Origin of the sequence: Brachybacterium phenoliresistens, from assembly GCF_000576425.1 — a bacterium.
GTDB lineage: Bacteria > Actinomycetota > Actinomycetes > Actinomycetales > Dermabacteraceae > Brachybacterium > Brachybacterium phenoliresistens.
Map to the genome: position 1 here is coordinate 81,642 of NZ_KK069998.1, position 18,530 is coordinate 100,171.

Annotated in this window: 15 protein-coding genes; 7 read left to right on the forward strand and 8 right to left on the reverse strand. The window is 70.9% G+C overall.

The window, feature by feature from the left end; all coding sequences use genetic code 11:
* Window positions 1–25 precede the first annotated feature (25 nt).
* Window positions 26–922, forward strand: a complete 897-nt coding sequence (locus BF93_RS13115; protein ID WP_232226418.1) for an HhH-GPD family protein — start codon at window positions 26–28, stop codon at window positions 920–922.
* Between the two features lie 40 nt (window positions 923–962).
* Here the strand turns inward: BF93_RS13115 and BF93_RS13120 are convergent, their stop codons facing one another.
* The 3 genes from BF93_RS13120 to BF93_RS13130 form a co-directional block, all read right to left on the reverse strand.
* Complete coding sequence (locus BF93_RS13120) at window positions 963–1,469, reverse strand: amino-acid N-acetyltransferase (protein WP_038373222.1); 507 nt, start codon at window positions 1,467–1,469, stop codon at window positions 963–965.
* Window positions 1,466–2,215 carry a DedA family protein gene (locus BF93_RS13125; RefSeq protein ID WP_051486938.1) on the reverse strand — a complete coding sequence of 250 codons (750 nt, stop codon included), beginning with the start codon at window positions 2,213–2,215 and terminating at the stop codon, window positions 1,466–1,468. Before BF93_RS13125 ends, BF93_RS13120 begins: the two co-directional genes overlap by 4 nt.
* Before the next feature lie 82 nt (window positions 2,216–2,297).
* Complete coding sequence (locus BF93_RS13130; RefSeq protein WP_038373224.1) at window positions 2,298–4,880, reverse strand: ATP-dependent Clp protease ATP-binding subunit; 2,583 nt, start codon at window positions 4,878–4,880, stop codon at window positions 2,298–2,300.
* 140 nt (window positions 4,881–5,020) lie between these two features.
* Between BF93_RS13130 and BF93_RS13135 the strand changes: the two genes are divergently transcribed.
* Window positions 5,021–5,755: a FadR/GntR family transcriptional regulator gene (locus BF93_RS13135; protein WP_051486939.1), complete on the forward strand. Its 735-nt coding sequence runs from the start codon at window positions 5,021–5,023 to the stop codon at window positions 5,753–5,755.
* Between the two features lie 39 nt (window positions 5,756–5,794).
* On the opposite strand, the gene BF93_RS13140 is transcribed toward BF93_RS13135, so the two are convergent.
* The 5 genes from BF93_RS13140 to BF93_RS13160 are packed head-to-tail and all read right to left on the reverse strand — an operon-like array spanning window position 5,795 to window position 10,532.
* Window positions 5,795–6,661 (reverse strand): amidohydrolase family protein, encoded by an 867-nt coding sequence (locus tag BF93_RS13140; protein ID WP_038373225.1) that lies wholly within the window; start codon window positions 6,659–6,661, stop codon window positions 5,795–5,797.
* Window positions 6,651–7,619: an aldo/keto reductase gene (locus tag BF93_RS13145; RefSeq protein WP_038373226.1), complete on the reverse strand. Its 969-nt coding sequence runs from the start codon at window positions 7,617–7,619 to the stop codon at window positions 6,651–6,653. Before BF93_RS13145 ends, BF93_RS13140 begins: the two co-directional genes overlap by 11 nt.
* Window positions 7,616–7,960, reverse strand: a complete 345-nt coding sequence (locus tag BF93_RS13150; RefSeq protein ID WP_038373228.1) for an L-rhamnose mutarotase — start codon at window positions 7,958–7,960, stop codon at window positions 7,616–7,618. Before BF93_RS13150 ends, BF93_RS13145 begins: the two co-directional genes overlap by 4 nt.
* A gap of 5 nt (window positions 7,961–7,965) precedes the next feature.
* Window positions 7,966–9,234, reverse strand: coding sequence for an alpha-L-fucosidase (locus BF93_RS13155; RefSeq protein ID WP_038373229.1), 1,269 nt, complete (start codon window positions 9,232–9,234; stop codon window positions 7,966–7,968).
* Window positions 9,231–10,532: an enolase C-terminal domain-like protein gene (locus BF93_RS13160; RefSeq protein WP_038373231.1), complete on the reverse strand. Its 1,302-nt coding sequence runs from the start codon at window positions 10,530–10,532 to the stop codon at window positions 9,231–9,233. Before BF93_RS13160 ends, BF93_RS13155 begins: the two co-directional genes overlap by 4 nt.
* A gap of 280 nt (window positions 10,533–10,812) precedes the next feature.
* On the opposite strand from BF93_RS13160, the gene BF93_RS13165 reads away from it, so the two are divergent.
* The 5 genes from BF93_RS13165 (at window position 10,813) to BF93_RS13185 (ending at window position 18,388) form a co-directional block, all read left to right on the forward strand.
* Complete coding sequence (locus tag BF93_RS13165) at window positions 10,813–12,615, forward strand: type 2 periplasmic-binding domain-containing protein (protein WP_038373232.1); 1,803 nt, start codon at window positions 10,813–10,815, stop codon at window positions 12,613–12,615.
* A 31-nt stretch (window positions 12,616–12,646) separates the two neighbouring features.
* The gene (locus tag BF93_RS13170; RefSeq protein WP_051486940.1) at window positions 12,647–13,576 is read left to right on the forward strand and encodes a carbohydrate ABC transporter permease; all 930 of its coding nucleotides are present in this window, start codon (window positions 12,647–12,649) and stop codon (window positions 13,574–13,576) included.
* Window positions 13,577–13,583: 7 nt separating this feature from the next.
* Window positions 13,584–14,591, forward strand: a complete 1,008-nt coding sequence (locus BF93_RS13175; protein WP_084148543.1) for an ABC transporter permease — start codon at window positions 13,584–13,586, stop codon at window positions 14,589–14,591.
* 127 nt (window positions 14,592–14,718) lie between these two features.
* Complete coding sequence (locus BF93_RS13180) at window positions 14,719–16,494, forward strand: type 2 periplasmic-binding domain-containing protein (protein ID WP_038373233.1); 1,776 nt, start codon at window positions 14,719–14,721, stop codon at window positions 16,492–16,494.
* Between the two features lie 82 nt (window positions 16,495–16,576).
* Window positions 16,577–18,388 (forward strand): extracellular solute-binding protein, encoded by a 1,812-nt coding sequence (locus BF93_RS13185; protein WP_038373235.1) that lies wholly within the window; start codon window positions 16,577–16,579, stop codon window positions 18,386–18,388.
* The last annotated feature ends 142 nt before the right edge of the window (window positions 18,389–18,530 follow it).

The window sequence follows — 18,530 nt, forward strand, 5'->3', positions numbered from 1 at the left end:
TGCGCATGTGCGCTACCGTCTGCGGGTGCCCGACTCCGCCCTCCCCCGTCTTCCCGATGCCGGCATCGATGCCGTGATCGGCTGGTTCGCCCGCAGCGCCCGCAGCCTTCCCTGGCGGGAGGACGACGCGACCCCGTGGGGGATCCTCGTCTCCGAGATCATGCTCCAGCAGACCCCGGTCGTCCGGGTGCTGCCGCGCTGGCGGCAGTGGATGGCGCAGTGGCCCACCCCGGCGGATCTCGCCGAGGCGCCGACGGCCGAGGTGCTCCGCGCCTGGGACCGGCTGGGCTACCCGCGCCGGGCCCTGCGGCTGCAGGAATGCGCCCGGGCGATCGTCCGCGAGCACGCGGGCCGGGTCCCCGGCACGCAGGAGGAGCTGCGCGCCCTGCCCGGGATCGGCGAGTACACGGCCGCCGCGGTCGCCGCCTTCGCCTTCGGGCGCCGCGCCGCCGTGGCGGACACGAACATCCGCCGGGTGCTGGTGCGGACGATCGCCGGGGAGCAGCGTCCCGCCCCCTCCTACACGGCCCGCGAACGGGCGATGACGCAGGCGACCCTGCCGGACGAGACCGAGCGCAGCGTGCTGTGGAACCAGGCGGTGATGGAGCTGGGCGCCCTGGTGTGCACGGCCCGCTCCCCGCAGTGCGGCCTCTGCCCGGTGCGCGCGCACTGCGCCTGGGATCGGGCCGGCCGGCCCGAGGCGCCCGCGGACGCCCCGCGGCGGACCCAGCGCTTCGAGGGGACGGACCGGCAGATGCGCGGCCGGATCATGGCGGCCCTGCGCTCGGCCGATCAGGTGCCCGTCCCCCTGCTGCTCGCGCTGGATCCCGAGGATCCGGCCCGGGTGCGCCGCTGCCTGGGGACGCTGCTGGCCGACGGCCTCGCCATGCGCGACGGCGACCTGGTGCACCTGCCGCGCTGAGCACGCGCCGGTCCCGGCCCGCGCGCATCGACGGCGGGGGTCAGCTCTCCAGGCGCAGGATCATGCGGGTGTTGCCGAGGGTGTTCGGCTTGACGCGGGCGAGGTCGAGGAACTCCGCGACGCCCTCGTCGTGGGAGCGCAGCAGCTGCATGTACACCTCGGGGTCCACGCCGCCGTCGGCGAGGACCTCGAAGCCGTGCCGCTCGAAGAAGGGCACCTCGAAGGTCAGGCAGAACACCCGCGCCAGGCCCAGCGCCCGGGCCCGCGCGAGGAGCTCGTCCAGCAGCCGGTGCCCGACGCCGGTGCCGCGGACGGCGTCGCTGACGGCGAGGGTGCGGACCTCGGCGAGGTCCTCCCACATGACGTGCAGGGCCCCGCAGCCCACGACCTGGCCGTCCTCGTCCACCGCGACGGTGAACTCCTGGATGGCCTCGTAGTAGGCCACGAGCTCCTTGGCCAGGAGGATCTTGCGGTGCGCCAGCGGCAGCACGAGGGCCTCGATCGCCCGCACGTCGGCCGGGCGGGCGGGGCGCAGGGTGATGCTCACGGGGTGATCTCCTCGTCGACGGGGTCCGGGCTGTCGGGAAGGCCGCGCGGGGATCCCGGCTCGACATCGGCCCGGGCCTCCTCCTCGGCGGCGGTGCGGCGCTCGGCGCGCAGGGCGTCCTCCGCGGCCTCGCGGCGCTCCGCGCGGGCGTCGAGCGCCCGATGCAGGGCCGTGACCAGACGCTCGACGACCAGCGCGATGACGACCGCGAGCACCAGCGCGACGGTGACGGCCAGCAGGTGGTGGTTCTCGAACCAGGCGCCGGCCACCGCGCCGATCACGCAGGAGTACACGGCCCAGACGAAGGTGGAGGCCAGCGACCGGTGCCAGAACTTGCGGTGCGGGTAGTGCACGGCGCCGGCCACGAGGTTCACGGCGGTGCGCCCGAAGGGGATGTAGCGCGCGGTCATGAGGAACAGCAGGGCGCGCTTGTTCAGCCCGGCCTCCGCGGCCTCCACCGCGACCTTCCCCTTGCCCTCGCGCAGGAAGCGGAACCGCTGGGTGCCCACGGTGCGGCCGATGAGGTAGCCCACATTGTCGCCGGTGAACGCGCCGGCCCAGGCCAGCAGCGCCACGAGCCAGATCAGCGGCCGGCCGGAGGAGGACCACAGGGAGGACAGCGTGACGATGACCGATTCGCTGGGGACGGCCGGGAAGAAGCCGTCGAAGGCGGAGAGCACGTAGACGGCCATGTAGATCCACCAGGCATCGGCCAGCGAGAGGATCCAGTCCTCGATGAGGTTCACTCCGTGTGCTCCCCTTCCGTGGGAGGTTCAGGATGATCGGCGAACGCCGCGACCCCCTGGGGGCCGCGGCGTTCGCGGGGGCTCAGGACGCGTGGCTGGCGCTCGCGCCGCTGTCCTGGTCGGAGGGAGCCTCGGACTGCGTGGCCTCCTCGGCACGGGCCCGCGTGATCGAGTCGATGTCGACGGCGTCGGAGATCTCCACCGGCTCGCCGTCGGCCTCGCGACGGAGGAAGCGGAACTCGCCCAGCAGCCCCTCGCCCTCCGCATCGATCTGGATCTCGTCGCCGGCGTGGACCTGGCCGAACAGGATCTTCTCGCTGAGGGCGTCCTCGATGTCCCGCTGGATCGTGCGACGCAGCGGCCGCGCGCCGAGGACCGGGTCGTAGCCCTTCTCGGCGAGCAGGGTCTTGGCGGCATCGGTCAGCACCAGCGTCATGTCCTTCTCCGCCAGGCGCACCGCGAGCTTGGCGATCATCAGATCCACGATCTGGATGATCTCCTGCTGCGAGAGCTGCGGGAAGACGACCACGTCATCGACACGGTTGAGGAACTCGGGCCGGAAGTGCTGCTTGAGCTCCTCGTTGACCTTCGCCTTCATCCGCTCGTAGTCGGTGGCGAGGTCGCCGCCGGCCTGGAAGCCCATGGACACGCCCTTGGCGATGTCGCGGGTGCCCAGGTTGGTGGTCATGATGATGACGGTGTTCTTGAAGTCGACCGTGCGGCCCTGCGAGTCGGTCAGGCGACCGTCCTCGAGGATCTGCAGGAGCGAGTTGAAGATGTCGACGTGGGCCTTCTCCACCTCGTCGAACAGCACCACGCTGAACGGCTTGCGGCGCACCTTCTCGGTGAGCTGGCCGCCCTCGTCGTAGCCGACGTATCCGGGGGGCGAGCCGAACAGGCGCGAGGCCGTGTGCTTCTCGCCGAACTCGGACATGTCCAGCTGGATGAGGGAGTCCTCGTCGCCGAACAGGAACTCCGCGAGCGCCTTGGCCAGCTCCGTCTTGCCGACGCCGGTGGGGCCGGCGAAGATGAACGAGCCGCCGGGGCGCTTGGGATCCTTCAGACCCGCACGGGTGCGGCGGATCGCCTGGGACAGGGCCTTGATCGCCTCGTCCTGGCCGATGACCCGCTTGTGCAGCTCGGACTCCATGTGCAGCAGGCGCGAGGACTCCTCCTCGGTCAGCTTCACGATCGGGATGCCGGTCGAGGCGGCCAGCACCTCGGCGATGACCTCCTCGGACACCGTGGTGACCGCATCGTTCTCCCCGTGGCGCCAGGCGCTGTCCTTCTCGGCGCGCTCGGCCTTCAGACGCTGCTCCTCGTCCCGCAGGGAGGCGGCCTTCTCGAAGTCCTGGCCGTCGATCGCCTCCTCCTTGCGCTTGCGGGTCTCCTCGATGCGCGCATCGAACTCCTTGAGCTCCGGCGGCGCGGTGAGGCGGCGGATCCGCAGGCGGGCGCCGGCCTCGTCGATCAGGTCGATCGCCTTGTCCGGCAGGAACCGGTCGTTGACGTAGCGGTCGGCGAGGTTCGCGGCGGCCACGAGGGCGCCGTCGGTGATGGTCACCTTGTGGTGCGCCTCGTAGCGGTCCCGCAGGCCCTTGAGGATCTCGATGGTGTGCGTGACGCTGGGCTCGCCCACCTGGATCGGCTGGAAGCGGCGCTCGAGCGCGGCGTCCTTCTCGATGTGCTTGCGGTACTCCTCCAGGGTGGTCGCCCCGATGGTCTGCAGCTCGCCGCGGGCCAGCATGGGCTTGAGGATGCTGGCGGCGTCGATGGCGCCCTCGGCGGCGCCCGCCCCGACGAGCGTGTGGATCTCGTCGATGAACAGGATGATGTCGCCGCGGGTGCGGATCTCCTTGAGCACCTTCTTCAGGCGCTCCTCGAAGTCGCCGCGGTAGCGGGAGCCCGCCACCAGGGAACCGAGGTCCAACGTGTACAGCTGCTTGTCCTTGAGGGTCTCGGGCACGTCGCCGCGCACGATCGACTGGGCCAGCCCCTCGACGACCGCGCTCTTGCCGACGCCCGGCTCGCCGATCAGCACCGGGTTGTTCTTGGTGCGGCGGCTGAGCACCTGCATGACGCGCTCGGCCTCGTGCTCGCGGCCGATGACCGGATCGAGCTTTCCGTCGCGCGCGGCCTGGGTGAGGTTGCGGCCGAACTGGTCCAGCACGAGGGAGCCGGCCGGCTGGCCCTCGGCGGGTCCGCCCGCGGTCGCGGGCTCCTTGCCCTGATAGCCCGACAGGCGCTCGATGACCTCCTGGCGCACCGCCGCGGGCTCCGCCTTCAGGCGGGAGAGGACCTTGACGGCCGTCCCCTCGCCCTCGCGCAGCAGGCCCAGCAGGATGTGCTCGGTGCCGATGTAGTTGTGGCCCAGCTGCAGGGCCTCGCGCAGGCTCAGCTCGAGCACCTTCTTGGCGCGCGGGGTGAAGGGGATGTGCCCCGTCGGCGCCTGGTTGCCCTCGCCGATGATGTCGCGCACCTGCTCGCGCACGGCGTCCAGGGTCACGCCGAGGGCCTCGAGGGCCTTGGCGCCGACCCCCTCGGCCTCGTGGATCAGGCCGAGCAGGATGTGCTCGGTCCCGATGTAGTTGTGGTTGAGCAGACGTGCCTCGTCCTGAGCCAGGACGACGACGCGGCGCGCGCGATCGGTGAAGCGTTCGAACATGGTCCTCCCCCATCCGGTGGTGGTAGATGCGTCGAGCCTACGCGGCCGGAGGGCGGGTGTCCGCCCTGTTCGCCCCTGGCGTGAAAGGGAGGGCACGTACCATTCCATCACCGGCACCCACCGGCACCCGAGGAGGACGCATGGCAGTCACGGACAAGGCGATCACTGCGATCAAGCAGATGATCGTCGACGGCTCGATCGGTCCCGGCGACCGTCTGCCCCCGGAGAAGGAGCTCTCGGAGTCCCTGGGGCTCTCGCGCAACTCGCTGCGCGAAGCCGTCAAGGCGCTCGAGCTGATCCGGGTGCTGGACGTGCGCCAGGGGGACGGGACGTACGTGACCTCGTTGGAGCCCTCGGTGCTTCTGGAGGCGCTCGGCTTCGTGGTCGAGCTGCACCGCGACAGCTCCGTCCTGGAGCTGTTCGAGGTGCGCCGGGTGCTCGAGCCGACGGCCGTGGAGCTGGCCTGCGACCGCCTGGACGACGCGACCCTGGACCAGCTCGATCGGATAATGGAGCCGCTGCACGAGGGCACGGACGTCGAGTCCCTCGTCGCCGCGGACATCTCCTTCCACCGCATCATCAACGCCGCCTGCGGGAACGCCTACATGTCCTCCCTGCTGGACGGCATCGCCCACGCCACCGTGCGCGGCCGGGTGTGGCGCGGCATCACCGAGACCGGCGCCGTCGCCAAGACCCTCGACGAGCACCGGGCGATCCTGGACGCCCTGCGGGCCCGCCGCAGGGACCTCGCCCGCGCATGGGCGGCGGTGCACGTCGCGGGGGCGGAGATGTGGCTGAGCCATGCCGCGCTCACGGGCACCGAGGGCGTCCCGCTGCGCGCCTCGACGGAGGCCGTCCCCGAGCTCGAGGACTGAGCACCTCCGCCCTCCGCATCGGCCGGAGGGCGGAAGAGCTCACGCCCTCCCGCGGTAGACGCGGTCGGCGGTGCCGCCGAGTACGGCGCCCTGCTCGGCCTCCGACCACGTCCCGAGATGGGCGAGGACCTGGTCCGCGGCGGAGGCGTAGTCGCCGACGGCCGGCGCGATCGGCCAGTCCGAGCCGAACTGCAGGCGCTCGGCCCCGAAGCAGCGGCGGGCGTGCTCGAGCGCGGCGGCGATCCCCTCGGCGCGGGCGGCCGGATCGGTCTCCGGGCCGCTGGTGGCGAGGCCGCTGCACTTGGCGACCGCGTTCGGCTGCGCGGCCAGGCGGGAGAGCATCTCGCGCCAGGTGCGCAGGGCCGCCGCGTCGCCGAGGGGCGGCTTGCCCAGGTGGTCGAGCACGATGGTGAGCCGCGGATGCTCCGCCGCCAGCTCGGGAAGGTACGCCAGCTGCGCCGGGAAGGCGTCGGGGACGTCCAGCGGCAGGCCGGCCTCCGCGAGCTGTGCGAGGGATCGCCCGACCTCGTCCCGGCGCAGGAAGAAGGGATCCGGGTCGTCATGGGTGAGGTGGCGCACCCCGACCACGTGCTCCATCGCCTCGGTGTCGGAGAGCAGCTCCCCCACCAGGTCGGGCCGGGCCAGCGGCAGCCAGGCCACCACGCCGACCGCCCCGATCCCCGGCGCGCGGCGCGGGATCTCCCGCGCCAGCTCCTGCATCAGCGTCGTGTCCTCCCGCGTGTCGTCGGCCTGGACGAGCACCAGGCGGTCGATCCCGCGCGCACCGAGCGCCTCCAGCACCTCCTCGGGGCGGAAGGCGCGGCGCAGCGGCTGCGGCGCCCCGGCGAGCCAGGCGTACGGGCTGCGCTCCGGGTCCCACAGGTGCAGGTGGGCGTCACAGCGCACGGTCGCCGCCCATCGCGTCGATCGCCTCCCACAGCTCGTCGGGGATCTGCGCCTGCATGCGGGACAGGTTCGAGGCGACCTGCTCCGGGGAGCGCATGCCGAGGGTCACGTTGACGATGGCCGGGTGGCGCAGCGGGAAGTGCGTTGCCGCCTCCGGCAGGCTCACCCCGTGCTCGCGGCAGGTCTCGGCGAGCGCGACGGCCCGCTCCCAGACCTCGCGCGGCACGCGACCGTACTCGTAGGAGGAGTCCGGCGAGGGGGAATCGCTCGCGAGGATCCCCGAGTTGTAGACGCTCACCGCCACGGCGGAGGTGCCGTGCTCCTGGCACAGCGGCAGCAGCTCGCGCGCGGCGGGCTGCTCGAGCAGCGTGTAGCGCCCGGAGATCATCACCAGGTCCAGGGCGCCCGTGGCCACGAAGCGGGCCAGCGTCAGATCGGACTTGGAGCCGACGCCGATGGCGGAGACGACGCCCTGCTCGCGCAGGGCGACCAGCGCGGGGATCGCCTCGTCCAGGCCCTGGTCCTCGGGGCCCTCCTCCGGGTCGTGGAGGTAGACCACGTCCAGCCGGTCCAGGCCCAGGCGCTCCAGCGACTCCTCGATGCTGCGGCGCACGCCGTCGGCGCTCATGTCCCACACCCGGCGGGTCGCATCGGGCACCGCGAAGCTGTGGTCGAGGTCGTCGCCCGCGCCTCCGCCGGGGTTCGGGACGATCCGGCGACCGACCTTGCTGGAGAGCACGAACTCCTCCCGGGGGCGGGTGGACAGCATCGCGCCGAGGCGCCGCTCGGACAGCCCCATGCCGTAGTGCGGTGCGGTGTCGTAGTACCGCAGGCCTCCGTCCCAGGCGGCTTCGAGGGCGGCCTCGGCCATGTCCTCGGGCGTGACGCGGTAGAGGTTGCCCATCTGCGCGGCGCCGAAGCCGAAGGCCGGCAGGTCCACGCCGCGGCCCGTGCTCATGCCGCTCCCCCGCCCGGCGCCGGGGCCTGCTCGGGCAGCGCCCAGACCAGCGGGATGCCGTCGTCGTCGCCGGCGTAGGAGTCGGCGACCTCGAGGAAGGCGTTGATGTGCTCCTGCCAGGCGAGGTTCGTCGGGTCCTCGGCGAGCGCGCGCCGCATGGCGCGGTAGTCCTCGACCTCGACCACGTGGAACAGGTCCCGGCCGTCCCGCCAGATCCTCCAGGAGCCGACGCCCGCACGGCGCAGCGCCGCATCGAGATCGGAGGGGATGACGGCGTGCTCGCGCTCGTAGTCCTGCTCGTGGCCGGCGGCGATGCGGGTGTGCAGGGCGATGGTCTGCATCGGCCTCACTCCTGACCGGTCAGGCGGATCTCGAGCACGGGCAGCAGCACGTCGGGGCGCATGATCGGCAGGGTGAAGGTCACCACGTCCGCGCCGAGGCCGCCGACGGTCGTGTTCCACGCCTTCTGCTCGGGATCGATGGTGGTGTGCGCGACCTCGGAGCCGTCGTGCAGCAGCCGCGCGAAGCGGACCTTCCCGGCCAGCCCGCTGATGTGCACGTGCTGCATCGGCCAGGTGGTCAGGTGCACGTACAGCCGGTCGCCGCGCTGGGTGAGCAGGGTGCCCTCGGGCGCCCGGAGGCCCTCGGCGGGCCCGGCGCCGTGGACGGACTCGCCGTGCAGCTCCATCCAGTCCCCGATGCTCGCGAGCACGTCGACGTCCTCGCGGCGCAGGCCGCCGCGCCCGTCGGGGCCCACGTTCAGCAGCATGTTGCCGTCCTTGGCGACGGAGTCCACGAGCATCCGCAGCAGCAGGTCCGCGCTCTTGAACTCGAGGTTGTCGCGGTCGTACCCCCAGGAGCCGTTGGTGGTCTGGCAGGCCTCCCACCGCACCGGCGTCCCGTGCTCGTCGGTCATGGGCGCCGCCGGCTGGTACTGCTCGGGGGTGACGAGGTCCCCGGGGATGCCGAGCCGGTCGTTGACGAGGATCCCGGGCTGGAGCTCGCGGACCATCGCCATCAGGTGCTCGGCGTCCCAGTCGGCCGGGAACTTCCCGCCCTCGAAGGCGTAGGTGAAGTCGAAGAACAGGTAGTCGATCGTGCCGTAGCGGGTCAGCAGCTCCCGCACCTGGCCGTGGAGGTACTCGCGGTAGCGGGCCATGTCGCGCCCGGCGTTCAGGCTCTCGCGGTCCGGGTGGTCCCGCAGGGGGTGCTGCAGGTCGATGGTGTAGTCGGGGTGGTGCCAGTCCAGCAGCGAGTGGTAGAACCCGACGCGCAGCCCCTCCGCCCGCAGGGCCTCGACCCATTCGGCGACGAGGTCCCGGCCGCAGGCGGTCTGCGAGGTGTAGTCGGTGAGGTCGCTGTCCCACAGGCAGAAGCCCTCGTGGTGCTTGGTGGTCAGGACCGCGTAGCGCATGCCGGCCTCGCGCGCGGCGCGGGCGATGCGCCGGGCGTCGAAGCGGTCGGGGTCGAAGACCTCGGCGTAGCGCGCGTAGTCCTCGACGGTGCGGCGCTCGCGGGTCATGGACCATTCGTGGCGGGCGGGGATGGCGTAGAGGCCGAAGTGGACGAAGAGCCCGAAGCGGGCCTCGTCGAACCAGGCGTGGGGGTCGGTCATGATGCGAGCTCCTTCCAGACCGGCCCGTCGGGGAACCGGTGGGACTGTATCGAGGCAGGGAGCATGCGGGCTCCGATGCCGGGCTGCTGCGGCGCGAGATAGCGGCCGCCCTGGATGCGCACGGGCTCGACGAAGTGCTCGTGCAGGTGGTCGACGTACTCGATGCGCCGGTCCTCCATGGTGCCGGTGATCGCGACGAAGTCCAGCATCGCCAGGTGCTGGACCATCTCGCACAGCCCCACGCCCCCGGCATGGGGGCAGACCGGGACGCCGAACTTCGCCGCGAGCAGGAGGATGGCGAGGTTCTCGTGGATCCCGCCCACCCGGGTCGCGTCGATCTGGACGACGTCGACGGCGCCGGCCTGCAGCAGCTGCTTGAACATGATCCGGTTGTGGACGTGCTCGCCGGTGGCCACGCGCACGGGGGCGATGCGCCGGCGGATCTCGGCATGCGCGAGGACGTCGTCGGGGCTGGTGGGCTCCTCGATCCAGTACGGGCGCGCCGCGGAGAGCGCGCCGACGGCGGCCACGGCGTCCTCGACTCCCCAGCGCTGGTTCGCGTCGGTGGCGACCAGGAAGTCCTCCCCGAGGACGCGCCGGGTGATGGCGAAGCGGCGCAGGTCGTCCTCGAGGTCGGCGCCGACCTTGAGCTTGACCATGTCGAAGCCCGCGTCCCGGGCCTCCCGCAGGAGGCGCTCGAGCTTCTCGTCGGAGTATCCGAGCCAGCCCGGGGTCGTGGTGTACGCGGGGTACCCCTCGGCCTCGAGCTCGGCGATGCGCCGGTCCCGCCCCGGGCGGGCGGCCTCGAGGATCTCCAGCGCCTCGGCGCGCGTGAGAGCGTCCTCGAGGTAGCGGAAGTCGACCAGGTCCACGAGCTGCTCGGGGGTGAGATCGGCCAGCACCCGCCACAGCGGGCGGCCCTCGCGCATGCACCGCAGGTCCCACAGGGCGTTGACGACGGCCCCGATCGCCATCTGCATGACGCCCTTCTCCGGGCCCAGCCAGCGCAGCTGGGAGTCGGCGATCATGGCGGCGCCGGCGGCGCCGATGTCGGCGAGGACCTCGTCGACGCCGCGCCCGAGCACGTGGTGCGAGAGGGCGCGGATCGCCTCGGACTGCACGTCGTTGCCGCGGCCGATGGTGAAGACCAGGCTCGTGCCCGTCTCCCCCTCGGAGGTGGTCAGCTCGAGATAGGCCGCGGAGTAGTCGGGGTCCTTGTTCATGGCGTCGGAGCCGTCGAGCGACTGCGAGGTCGGGAAGCGGACGTCGGTGACGTCGAGGGACGTGAACGTGGGCATCGAAGACCTTCTCGGGCAGTGGGGGTCCGGACCGCAGCAGCACCGCGTCAGACCTCGGATGTTTGAAGACTGTACGTCACCCCTCCGAGCAAGGCAAGCAAACATCCGACATTTGCTCAGCACATCCGCCCTGGTCAGCGGCTCGCCGCTCAGTCATCAGTCAGACCCCGTCACCGAACGGTCACCAGGCGCGCACGACGCTTGCCTCATTCGTCGGGTCTATGTCATAGTCCGTCTGTCGTAGCACCCCCCATCCGCGCTGAAGACGAAGGAGTCTCCCGTGACTGATCGCGCACCCCTGGACCACCCCACGCCCCCGACGGAGCCGGCATCCCGCTCAGGACTGGGCCGGCGCGCCTTCCTGGGCCGCAGCGCCGCCGTCGGCGCCACCTCGGTGGCCGTCCCCCTGGTCCTGTCCGCCTGCGGCGGCGGAGAGGACACGGAGACCACCGGCGGCGAGGACTACACCCCCGGCAGCGCCGAGCTCACCGTCGAGCTCGCCCCGGAGATCGAGGGCGTGCTCTACCCCGAGGACTACGTGGGCCCGCGGGCCCGCGAGCTGGAGCCCTTCGGCGACGGCGAGACCGAGTTCACCATCCTCAGCCAGGTCGACCCCGACATGGACCTCGCCACCAACTACTACTCGACGCTGGTGGCGGAGAAGACCGGCGTGAACGCCACCTACGTGACGGTCCCGGCGGGCGAGGACGGCAAGACCAAGGTCAACGCGATCGTCGCGGGCGGGGACCTGCCGCACGCCCTCATGGTCGGGCAGGGCATCTTCAACCTCAACGAGATCAGCATCTACGGCCAGCAGGGGATGTTCCTCCCGCTGGACAAGCTGATCGACGAGAACTGCCCGCACATCCTGGACATGTTCGCCGCCTTCCCCGGCATGCGCCAGCAGTACAGCTCCCCCGACGGGCGGCTCTATGCCGTGCCGTCGATGAACGACTGCTACCACTGCAAGTCCGCGAACGTGCGCACCTGGATCAACAAGAACTGGCTCGAGGGCGTGGGCGCGAGCGCCCCGGAGACCCTGGACGACTACAGCGTGCTCATGGACGAGTTCCGCGCCTACACCGGCAAGCCGGACGGCTCCGTCCTGACCACGGCCAGCGCCGAGACCATGCTGCAGCTGATGCAGTTCTTCCTGGGCTCCTTCCTCGAGATGCCGTCCCTGTGGCTGCGCCGGTCCGGCCAGACGCTGGAGTGGATCCATGAGGACCCGGCCTTCCGCGAGGGCATGGTCTGGATCCAGGAGCAGTTCGCCAAGGGCAACTTCGACGCCGGGATCCTCTCGAACACCCCGGAGCAGTACCAGAAGCTGGGCGACGGGGCGCAGGGGCCGATGTTCGGCATGGCCTACGGGTACTCGTCCTTCCACTTCGCGGCGACCCTCGACTACGCCGACCCGGACAACGTCGCCAACATCATGGTGCCGATCGCCCCGATGGCCGGGCCCGGCGGCGTGCGCACCGCGCAGTGGGACCACTTCTCCTACGGCTACCCCAACTTCGTCATCACCCCCGACTGCCCGGACCCGGTGCAGATGATCCGCTGGGCCGACTACCAGTTCGAGCTGGGGCTGACCATCTCGGTGGGCCGCGGCGAGCAGGGCGTGGGCTGGGACTACGCGACCGAGGGCGAGAAGGGCATCGACGGGCGGCAGGCGATCTACAAGGTCCTGCCCACCCCGGAGGACCTCAAGAACCAGGCCTGGCGCGAGTGGGGCCCGCTGTACAAGTCGATGGACCAGCGCCATGGCGAGGCCGTGCTGCCGGAGGCCTCGACCGTCGAGCCCACCCTGTACGCAGCCGGCAAGGCCTACGAGCCGTTCGCCACGAAGGAGGAGTCCGGCGTCCCGCCGGTCGTCTTCGACCTCGACCAGTCCGCCCAGATCGGCGAGATCGAGACCAACCTCGAGGCGCACCTCAAGCAGACCATCGCCAACTTCGCCACCGGCAAGAAGGACGCGAGCAAGGACGCCGACTGGAACGAGTACCTCGAGACCGCGAAGGCCATCGGCATCACCACCTACACGGAGATCCACCAGACCGCCTACGACCAGCAGTACAGCTGATCCGGGTCTGCGGCAGGAAGGTCACCTCCCCATGACAGCTCAACCCGCGGTGTCGCCGCCCGGCGTGCGGCGCATCAAGGACCCGCGCTCGGACCGCATCCTCAACGTGGTCCTCATCGTGCTGCTGGCCCTGTTCACGCTCACGATCGTGTACCCGTTCGTGTACATCGTCAGCGCCTCGCTCTCGGATCCCACGGCCGTCTCCTCCGGGGAGATGTGGCTGTGGCCCGTCGGCTTCAGCATGGACGCCTACCAGGCGGTCCTGGACTACCCGGCGATCACGCGCGGCTTCCTGAACTCGCTGCTGTACTCCGGGTCGGCGATGCTCGTGGGCACGGCGGTCACCGTGATGGGCGGCTACGCGCTCTCGCGGGCGGACCTCGTGGGCCGCAACCTGTTCACCCTCATGTTCGTCCTCACGATGATGTTCTCGGGCGGCATGATCCCGACCTATCTCGTGGTGAAGAACCTCGGGATGCTCAACACCATCTGGGCGATGATCATCCCCACCGCGGTGAGCGTGTGGCAGCTCATCGTCACCCGCACCTTCTTCCAGACCACGATCCCCCACGAGCTGCTGGAGTGCTCGCGGATCGACGGCGCCAGCGACATGCGCTTCTTCTGGAGGATCGTGCTGCCGCTGTCCAAGCCGATCATCGCCGTGAACCTGCTGCTGTACGGCGTGGCCACCTGGAACGCGTACTTCAACGGGCTCATCTACCTCACCGACGAGGACCTGTACCCCCTGCAGCTGGTCATGCGGAACATCCTGCTGGAGAACACCTTCGATCCCTCGAAGATGGCCAATGCCGATCCCGAGCGGATCGCGCAGATGCAGCAGATCGCCGACAAGCTCAAGTACGCCCTGATCATCATCGCGTCCGTCCCGCCGCTCATCGCCTACCCGTTCGTGCAGAAGCACTTCGTCAAGGGCATGATGATCGGCTCGCTGAAGGGCTGAGGAACCTATGAGCACCGACCAGGGAAGCTTCGTCGACCAGCTGCGCGTGGACGACACCCCGCGCCGCAAGAGCCCCCGCCCCGAGATCACCGACCAGCGGGGGAAGAAGCCGCTGTCGCGCCGCCTGCTCCATTCCTGGCAGCTGTACCTGCTGCTGCTGCCGGCCGTGGTGTGGGTGATCCTGTTCGCCTACTGGCCGATGTACGGCATCCAGATCGCGTTCCGCGACTTCACGCCCGTCGGCGGCATCACCGGCTCCGACTGGGTCGGGATGAAGCACTTCGAGAAGTTCGTGACCAGCTACAACTTCTGGCCGCTGCTGCGCAACACGCTGGTGCTGGCGTTCTACGAGCTGATCGCCGGGTTCCCCGTGCCGATCATCCTGGCGCTGGCGCTGAACGCGGTGCGGCAGAAGTACTTCTCGCGCATCGTCCAGCTGATCACCTACGCCCCGAACTTCATCTCCATCGTGGTCGTCGTGGGCATCCTCGTGATGCTGCTGGACCCGCAGACGGGCATCGTCTCGCACGCCTTCGAGCTGCTGGGGCTGAACGCCCCGGCGTTCCTCACCGACCCGGGCTGGTTCCGCCACACCTACGTGTGGTCGGGCATCTGGCAGACCGCCGGGTTCAGCGCCATCATCTACCTCGCGGCGCTCTCCTCGGTGCCGCCGGAGCTGCACGAGGCCGCGAAGGTCGACGGGGCGAGCCACCTGCGACGCATGTGGCACATCGACGTCCCGGCGATCCTGCCGATCGCGATCGTCCTGATGATCCTCAACGTCGGCTCGATCATGTCGGTCGGGTTCGAGAAGGTCCTGCTCATGCAGAACCCCCTGAACCTCACCACCTCGCAGGTGATCGACACGTACGTGTACGAGGTCGGTCTGAAGAGCCCGATCCCGCAGTACAGCTATGCGACCGCGATCGGCCTGTTCCGCAGCGTCGTCGGCCTGATCCTGCTGCTGGCCGTGAACGCCCTGTCACGCCGGATCACCAAAGCCGGACTGTTCTGATCCCGACGCCCTCCCCGCCGCCCGCGACGGGGAGGGCGTCCTGCATCCCCGCCCTCGTCATCCCCCGTCCGCCCGCTCGCCGACCCTCGGCCCCACCGCCGACCGCCCCCACCCCCAGGAGCACGCGATGACACCCGACAGCCGACCCTCCTCCCCGCCCCGCGGCACCTCCCGCCGCACCTTCCTGGCCCGTGCCGGCGCGAGCGGCGCGGCCCTCGCGGCGGCGCCCGCCGTCCTGTCCGGCTGCGGCGAGGACGCCGGCGGCGGGGCCGATGCCCCCGCCGACTACGTCCAGGGCAGCGCCGATCTCCAGGTCGAGCTCGGCCCCGAGATCGAGGGCGTGCTCTATCCGGAGGGCTACGAGGGACCCCGCGCCCGCGAGCTCGAGCCCTTCGGCGACGGCACCACCGAGTTCACGGTGCTGGGCCGCACCATCCCCGATCTCGACTACGCCACCAATGCCTACGCGGCACTGGTCGAGGAGCGGACGGGGGTCACGGTCAGCTACCTCGAGGTGCCCCTCGGCGAGGACGGGCAGACGAAGGTCAACGCCATCCTCTCGGCCGGCGACCTGCCCGACGCGATGATGACCGGCATGGACCTGTTCAGCGTCTCCCAGGTCTCCGTCTACGGGCAGCAGGGCCTCTTCCAGCCCGTCGACCGGCTCATCGACGAGCACGCCCCGCACATCCGCGACATGTTCGAGACGTTCCCGGACATGCGGCGCCTGTTCACCTCCCCCGACGGGCGCATGTACGCCGTCCCCTCGATGAACGACTGCTACCACTGCAAGACCGGCGGCATCCGCACCTGGTACAACTCCGACTGGCTCGCGGCCGTCGGCGCGGAGGTCCCCCAGAGCCTCGAGGACTTCGACGCGCTGCTGGACTCCTGGGGGCCGCTCGCCTCCCGGCCCGCGGACTCCGTGCTGGGGGTGACCACCTCGGGCACCGTCCTGAACCTGTTCACCTTCTTCCTGGGATCCTTCCTGGAGGTCTCCGGCGATCACCGGCTGCTGCGGGACGGGACGGTGACCTGGCTGCCCACGCTGGAGGAGTACCGCGAGGGCGTCATCTGGATCCAGCAGCAGTTCGCGAAGGGCCATCTCGACCCGGTCATGTTCTCCACCACCGACGAGCAGCTGCAGCGCATGGGCGACGGCCCGGACGGCCCGCGGTTCGGCGTGGTCTACGGGAACTCGCAGGGGGCGTTCTCCGCCGCGGCCGATCCCTCCGATCCCCGCAACGTCGCCTCGATCATGAAGCCCCTGCCGCCGATGGCCGGCCCCTCCGGCGTGCGCACGTGCGACTGGGAGTGGTTCCGCATCGGCTCCCCGAACTTCGTGATCACCAGCGCCTGCCAGGACCCGGTGACCATGATCCGCTGGGCCGACCACCAGTTCGAGCTGAGCATGACCACGTCCATGGGCCGCGGCGTGCAGGGCACCGGCTGGGACTGGGCGGGCTCCGGCACCTCGGGACTGGACGGCGCCCAGGCCGTCTACGAGGTCATCCCCGGCAGCACCGACCTGAAGAACCAGGGCTGGTGGGAATGGGGGCCGTACTACAAGTCGATGGGCCAGCGGCACGGCGAGGCGCAGCAGGAGGGCTCCACCTCCATCGAGCCGTCCCTGTACGCGGCCGGCGCGGCCTACGAGCCCTACCGCCTGCCCAAGGAGCTCAAGATCCCGCAGCTGGCCTTCGACCTCGACCAGTCGGCGCAGATCGGCGAGATCGAGACGAACATGGTCCAGCACCTCACCCAGGGTCTGGCCGCCTTCGCCACCGGGACCGCCGACGCCACGAAGGACGCGGACTGGTCCACGTTCACGGAGACCTTCTCCAGCATGGGGCTGGAGACCTATCTGGAGATCACCCAGCAGGCGTACGACGCGCAGGCCTGATCTCCGATCCTCCCCCGGGGGCGGAGCATCCCGTCCGCCCCTGCCCGCGGCGCGCCGCGCCGCTCGTCACGAAGGAGTGCCGATGTCCCCTGTCCCGCCCACCACCTCCCCCGCCGCATCCGTCCCCGACCCCGGGCCCGGGCCCTCGCCCTCCTCCGCGGCCGCGCCCTCGGGGCGGACGATGGCCCGTCGCGCCCTGCTCGCCGGCGGGCTGGCGATCCCGGCGGCCGCCCTGGCCGCCTGCTCCGACGGCTCCGGGGGCAGCACCTCGGCCGATGTGCCCCAGGTCGACTACGTCCAGGGCTCCTCCTCGCTGAAGGTCGAGCTCGGACCGGAGATCGACGGGGTGCCCTACCCGGAGGGCTACATCGGCCCGAAGGCCCGCGAGTCCGAGCCCTTCGGCGACGGGCAGACCGAGTTCACGATCCTCACCCGCACCGACACCGGGCTCGACCTGGCCGAGAACGCGCATTCCCTCTACCTCGAGGAGAGGACCGGGGTGAGGATCGCCTACCAGACCGTCCCCCAGGGCGAGGAGGGCGCCCCGAAGGTCAACGCCGTCATCTCCAGCGGCGACCTGCCCGATGCCCTGATGCTCGGCCCCGAGTGGATGGGCGGCTTCACCAAGGCGCAGCTGTACGCCTACGGGCAGCAGGGGCTGTTCCAGCCGCTGGACCAGCTGATCGACGAGTACGCCCCGCAGCTGCAGGAGCTGTTCGCCCAGAACCCCGACCTGCGGGCGTCGTGGACCGCCCCGGACGGGGCCATGTACGGCATGCCGGCGGTGAACCAGTGCTACCACTGCGCCTCCTCCGGGGTGCGCACCTGGGTGCACCAGCCCAGCCTCGAGGCGGCCGGCTGGTCCGAGCAGCCGGCGACCCTCGAGGAGTTCGAGCAGATGCTGCGGGACATGAAGGCCGCGAACCCCGAGCTGCTGCCGATGAGCGGGGACAAGACGGTCCCACCCTTCGGCCTGATCGGCGCGACCTTCCTGGACACCGGCATCAACTGGCTGCGCCGCGACGGGGACGCGATCGTCTACACGCCGATGGACGAGGCGTTCCGCGAGGTCTACGCCGTGGTCGCCCGGCTGGTCCGCGACGGCCTCCTGGACCCCAACGCCTTCACCCAGGACAACGACCAGTTCCAGCGGCTGACCATGGATCCGGCCGGGTCCCGGGTGGGCGTGGTGCAGAACGGCAACCAGTTCGGCGTGGCGGAGGTCGACTACGCGGACCCCGCGGCGCGCTGGCGCGAGTTCGTGCCGCTGGCGCCCTTCTCCGGGCCCGGCGGCGACCCGATCATCCCGTGGAACGAGAACCACGGCGAGGCGACGGGCCTGGTGGTCACGAGCGCCTGCGAGGACCCGGCCACGCTGGTGCGATGGGCCGACTTCCAGCTGGGGCTGCTGCCCACCCTGGAGATGCGCCTGGGCAGGCAGGACCAGCACTGGCAGTGGGCCTCGGAGGGACAGCTCGGGATCGACGGCCGCCCGGCGCTGTACACGAAGATCCCCGGCGAGAAGGAGAACGTCACCTGGCCCGAGTTCGGTCCCTACAACCTGGGGATGGACGTGCGCCACGGGGAGAACGTCGACGAGCTCACCTCGGTCGAGCCGGTGCTCTACCAGGCCGGGAAGATGTACGAGACCTACCGCAACCCGCTGGAGTCGGTGTTCATCCCGCCGTTCTTCGACGCCGCGCAGTCCGCGGAGATCGGGGAGCTGCGCGCGAACCTCGACGGGATCTTCGCCCAGGGCGCCGCGCACATGTGCCTGGGCGATCTCGACCCGACCGATGACGCCGACTGGCAGTCCTACCTCGAGCCGTTCACCGCGGCCGGGGTGGAGCGCTACCTCGAGGTCCTCACGGAGGCGGACCGGGCCCGCGCCTGAGGCGCGGGCGCGCCGGACCGTCCTCGCCGTCGCGGAGCGATCCCGGCGGGGCGATCCCCGGGATCGCCCCGCCGGCGCTGCTTCCGGAGGTGGCCGCCGGCGCTGCTTCCGAAGGCGGCCGCCGCCCCTGCTTCCGGAGGCG

Excerpts from the sequence above, each read along its gene's own strand:
- BF93_RS13130 (WP_038373224.1), bottom strand. The coding sequence starts at position 4,880 with ATGTTCGAACGCTTCACCGATCGCGCGCGCCGCGTCGTCGTCCTGGCT.
- BF93_RS13150 (WP_038373228.1), bottom strand. The coding sequence starts at position 7,960 with ATGCAGACCATCGCCCTGCACACCCGCATCGCCGCCGGCCACGAGCAG.
- BF93_RS13160 (WP_038373231.1), bottom strand. The coding sequence starts at position 10,532 with ATGCCCACGTTCACGTCCCTCGACGTCACCGACGTCCGCTTCCCGACC.
- BF93_RS13180 (WP_038373233.1), top strand. The coding sequence starts at position 14,719 with ATGACACCCGACAGCCGACCCTCCTCCCCGCCCCGCGGCACCTCCCGC.
- BF93_RS13175 (WP_084148543.1), top strand. The coding sequence starts at position 13,584 with ATGAGCACCGACCAGGGAAGCTTCGTCGACCAGCTGCGCGTGGACGAC.
- BF93_RS13135 (WP_051486939.1), top strand. The coding sequence starts at position 5,021 with ATGGCAGTCACGGACAAGGCGATCACTGCGATCAAGCAGATGATCGTC.
- BF93_RS13155 (WP_038373229.1), bottom strand. The coding sequence starts at position 9,234 with ATGACCGACCCCCACGCCTGGTTCGACGAGGCCCGCTTCGGGCTCTTC.
- BF93_RS13170 (WP_051486940.1), top strand. The coding sequence starts at position 12,647 with ATGACAGCTCAACCCGCGGTGTCGCCGCCCGGCGTGCGGCGCATCAAG.
- BF93_RS13145 (WP_038373226.1), bottom strand. The coding sequence starts at position 7,619 with ATGAGCACGGGCCGCGGCGTGGACCTGCCGGCCTTCGGCTTCGGCGCC.
- BF93_RS13185 (WP_038373235.1), top strand. The coding sequence starts at position 16,577 with ATGTCCCCTGTCCCGCCCACCACCTCCCCCGCCGCATCCGTCCCCGAC.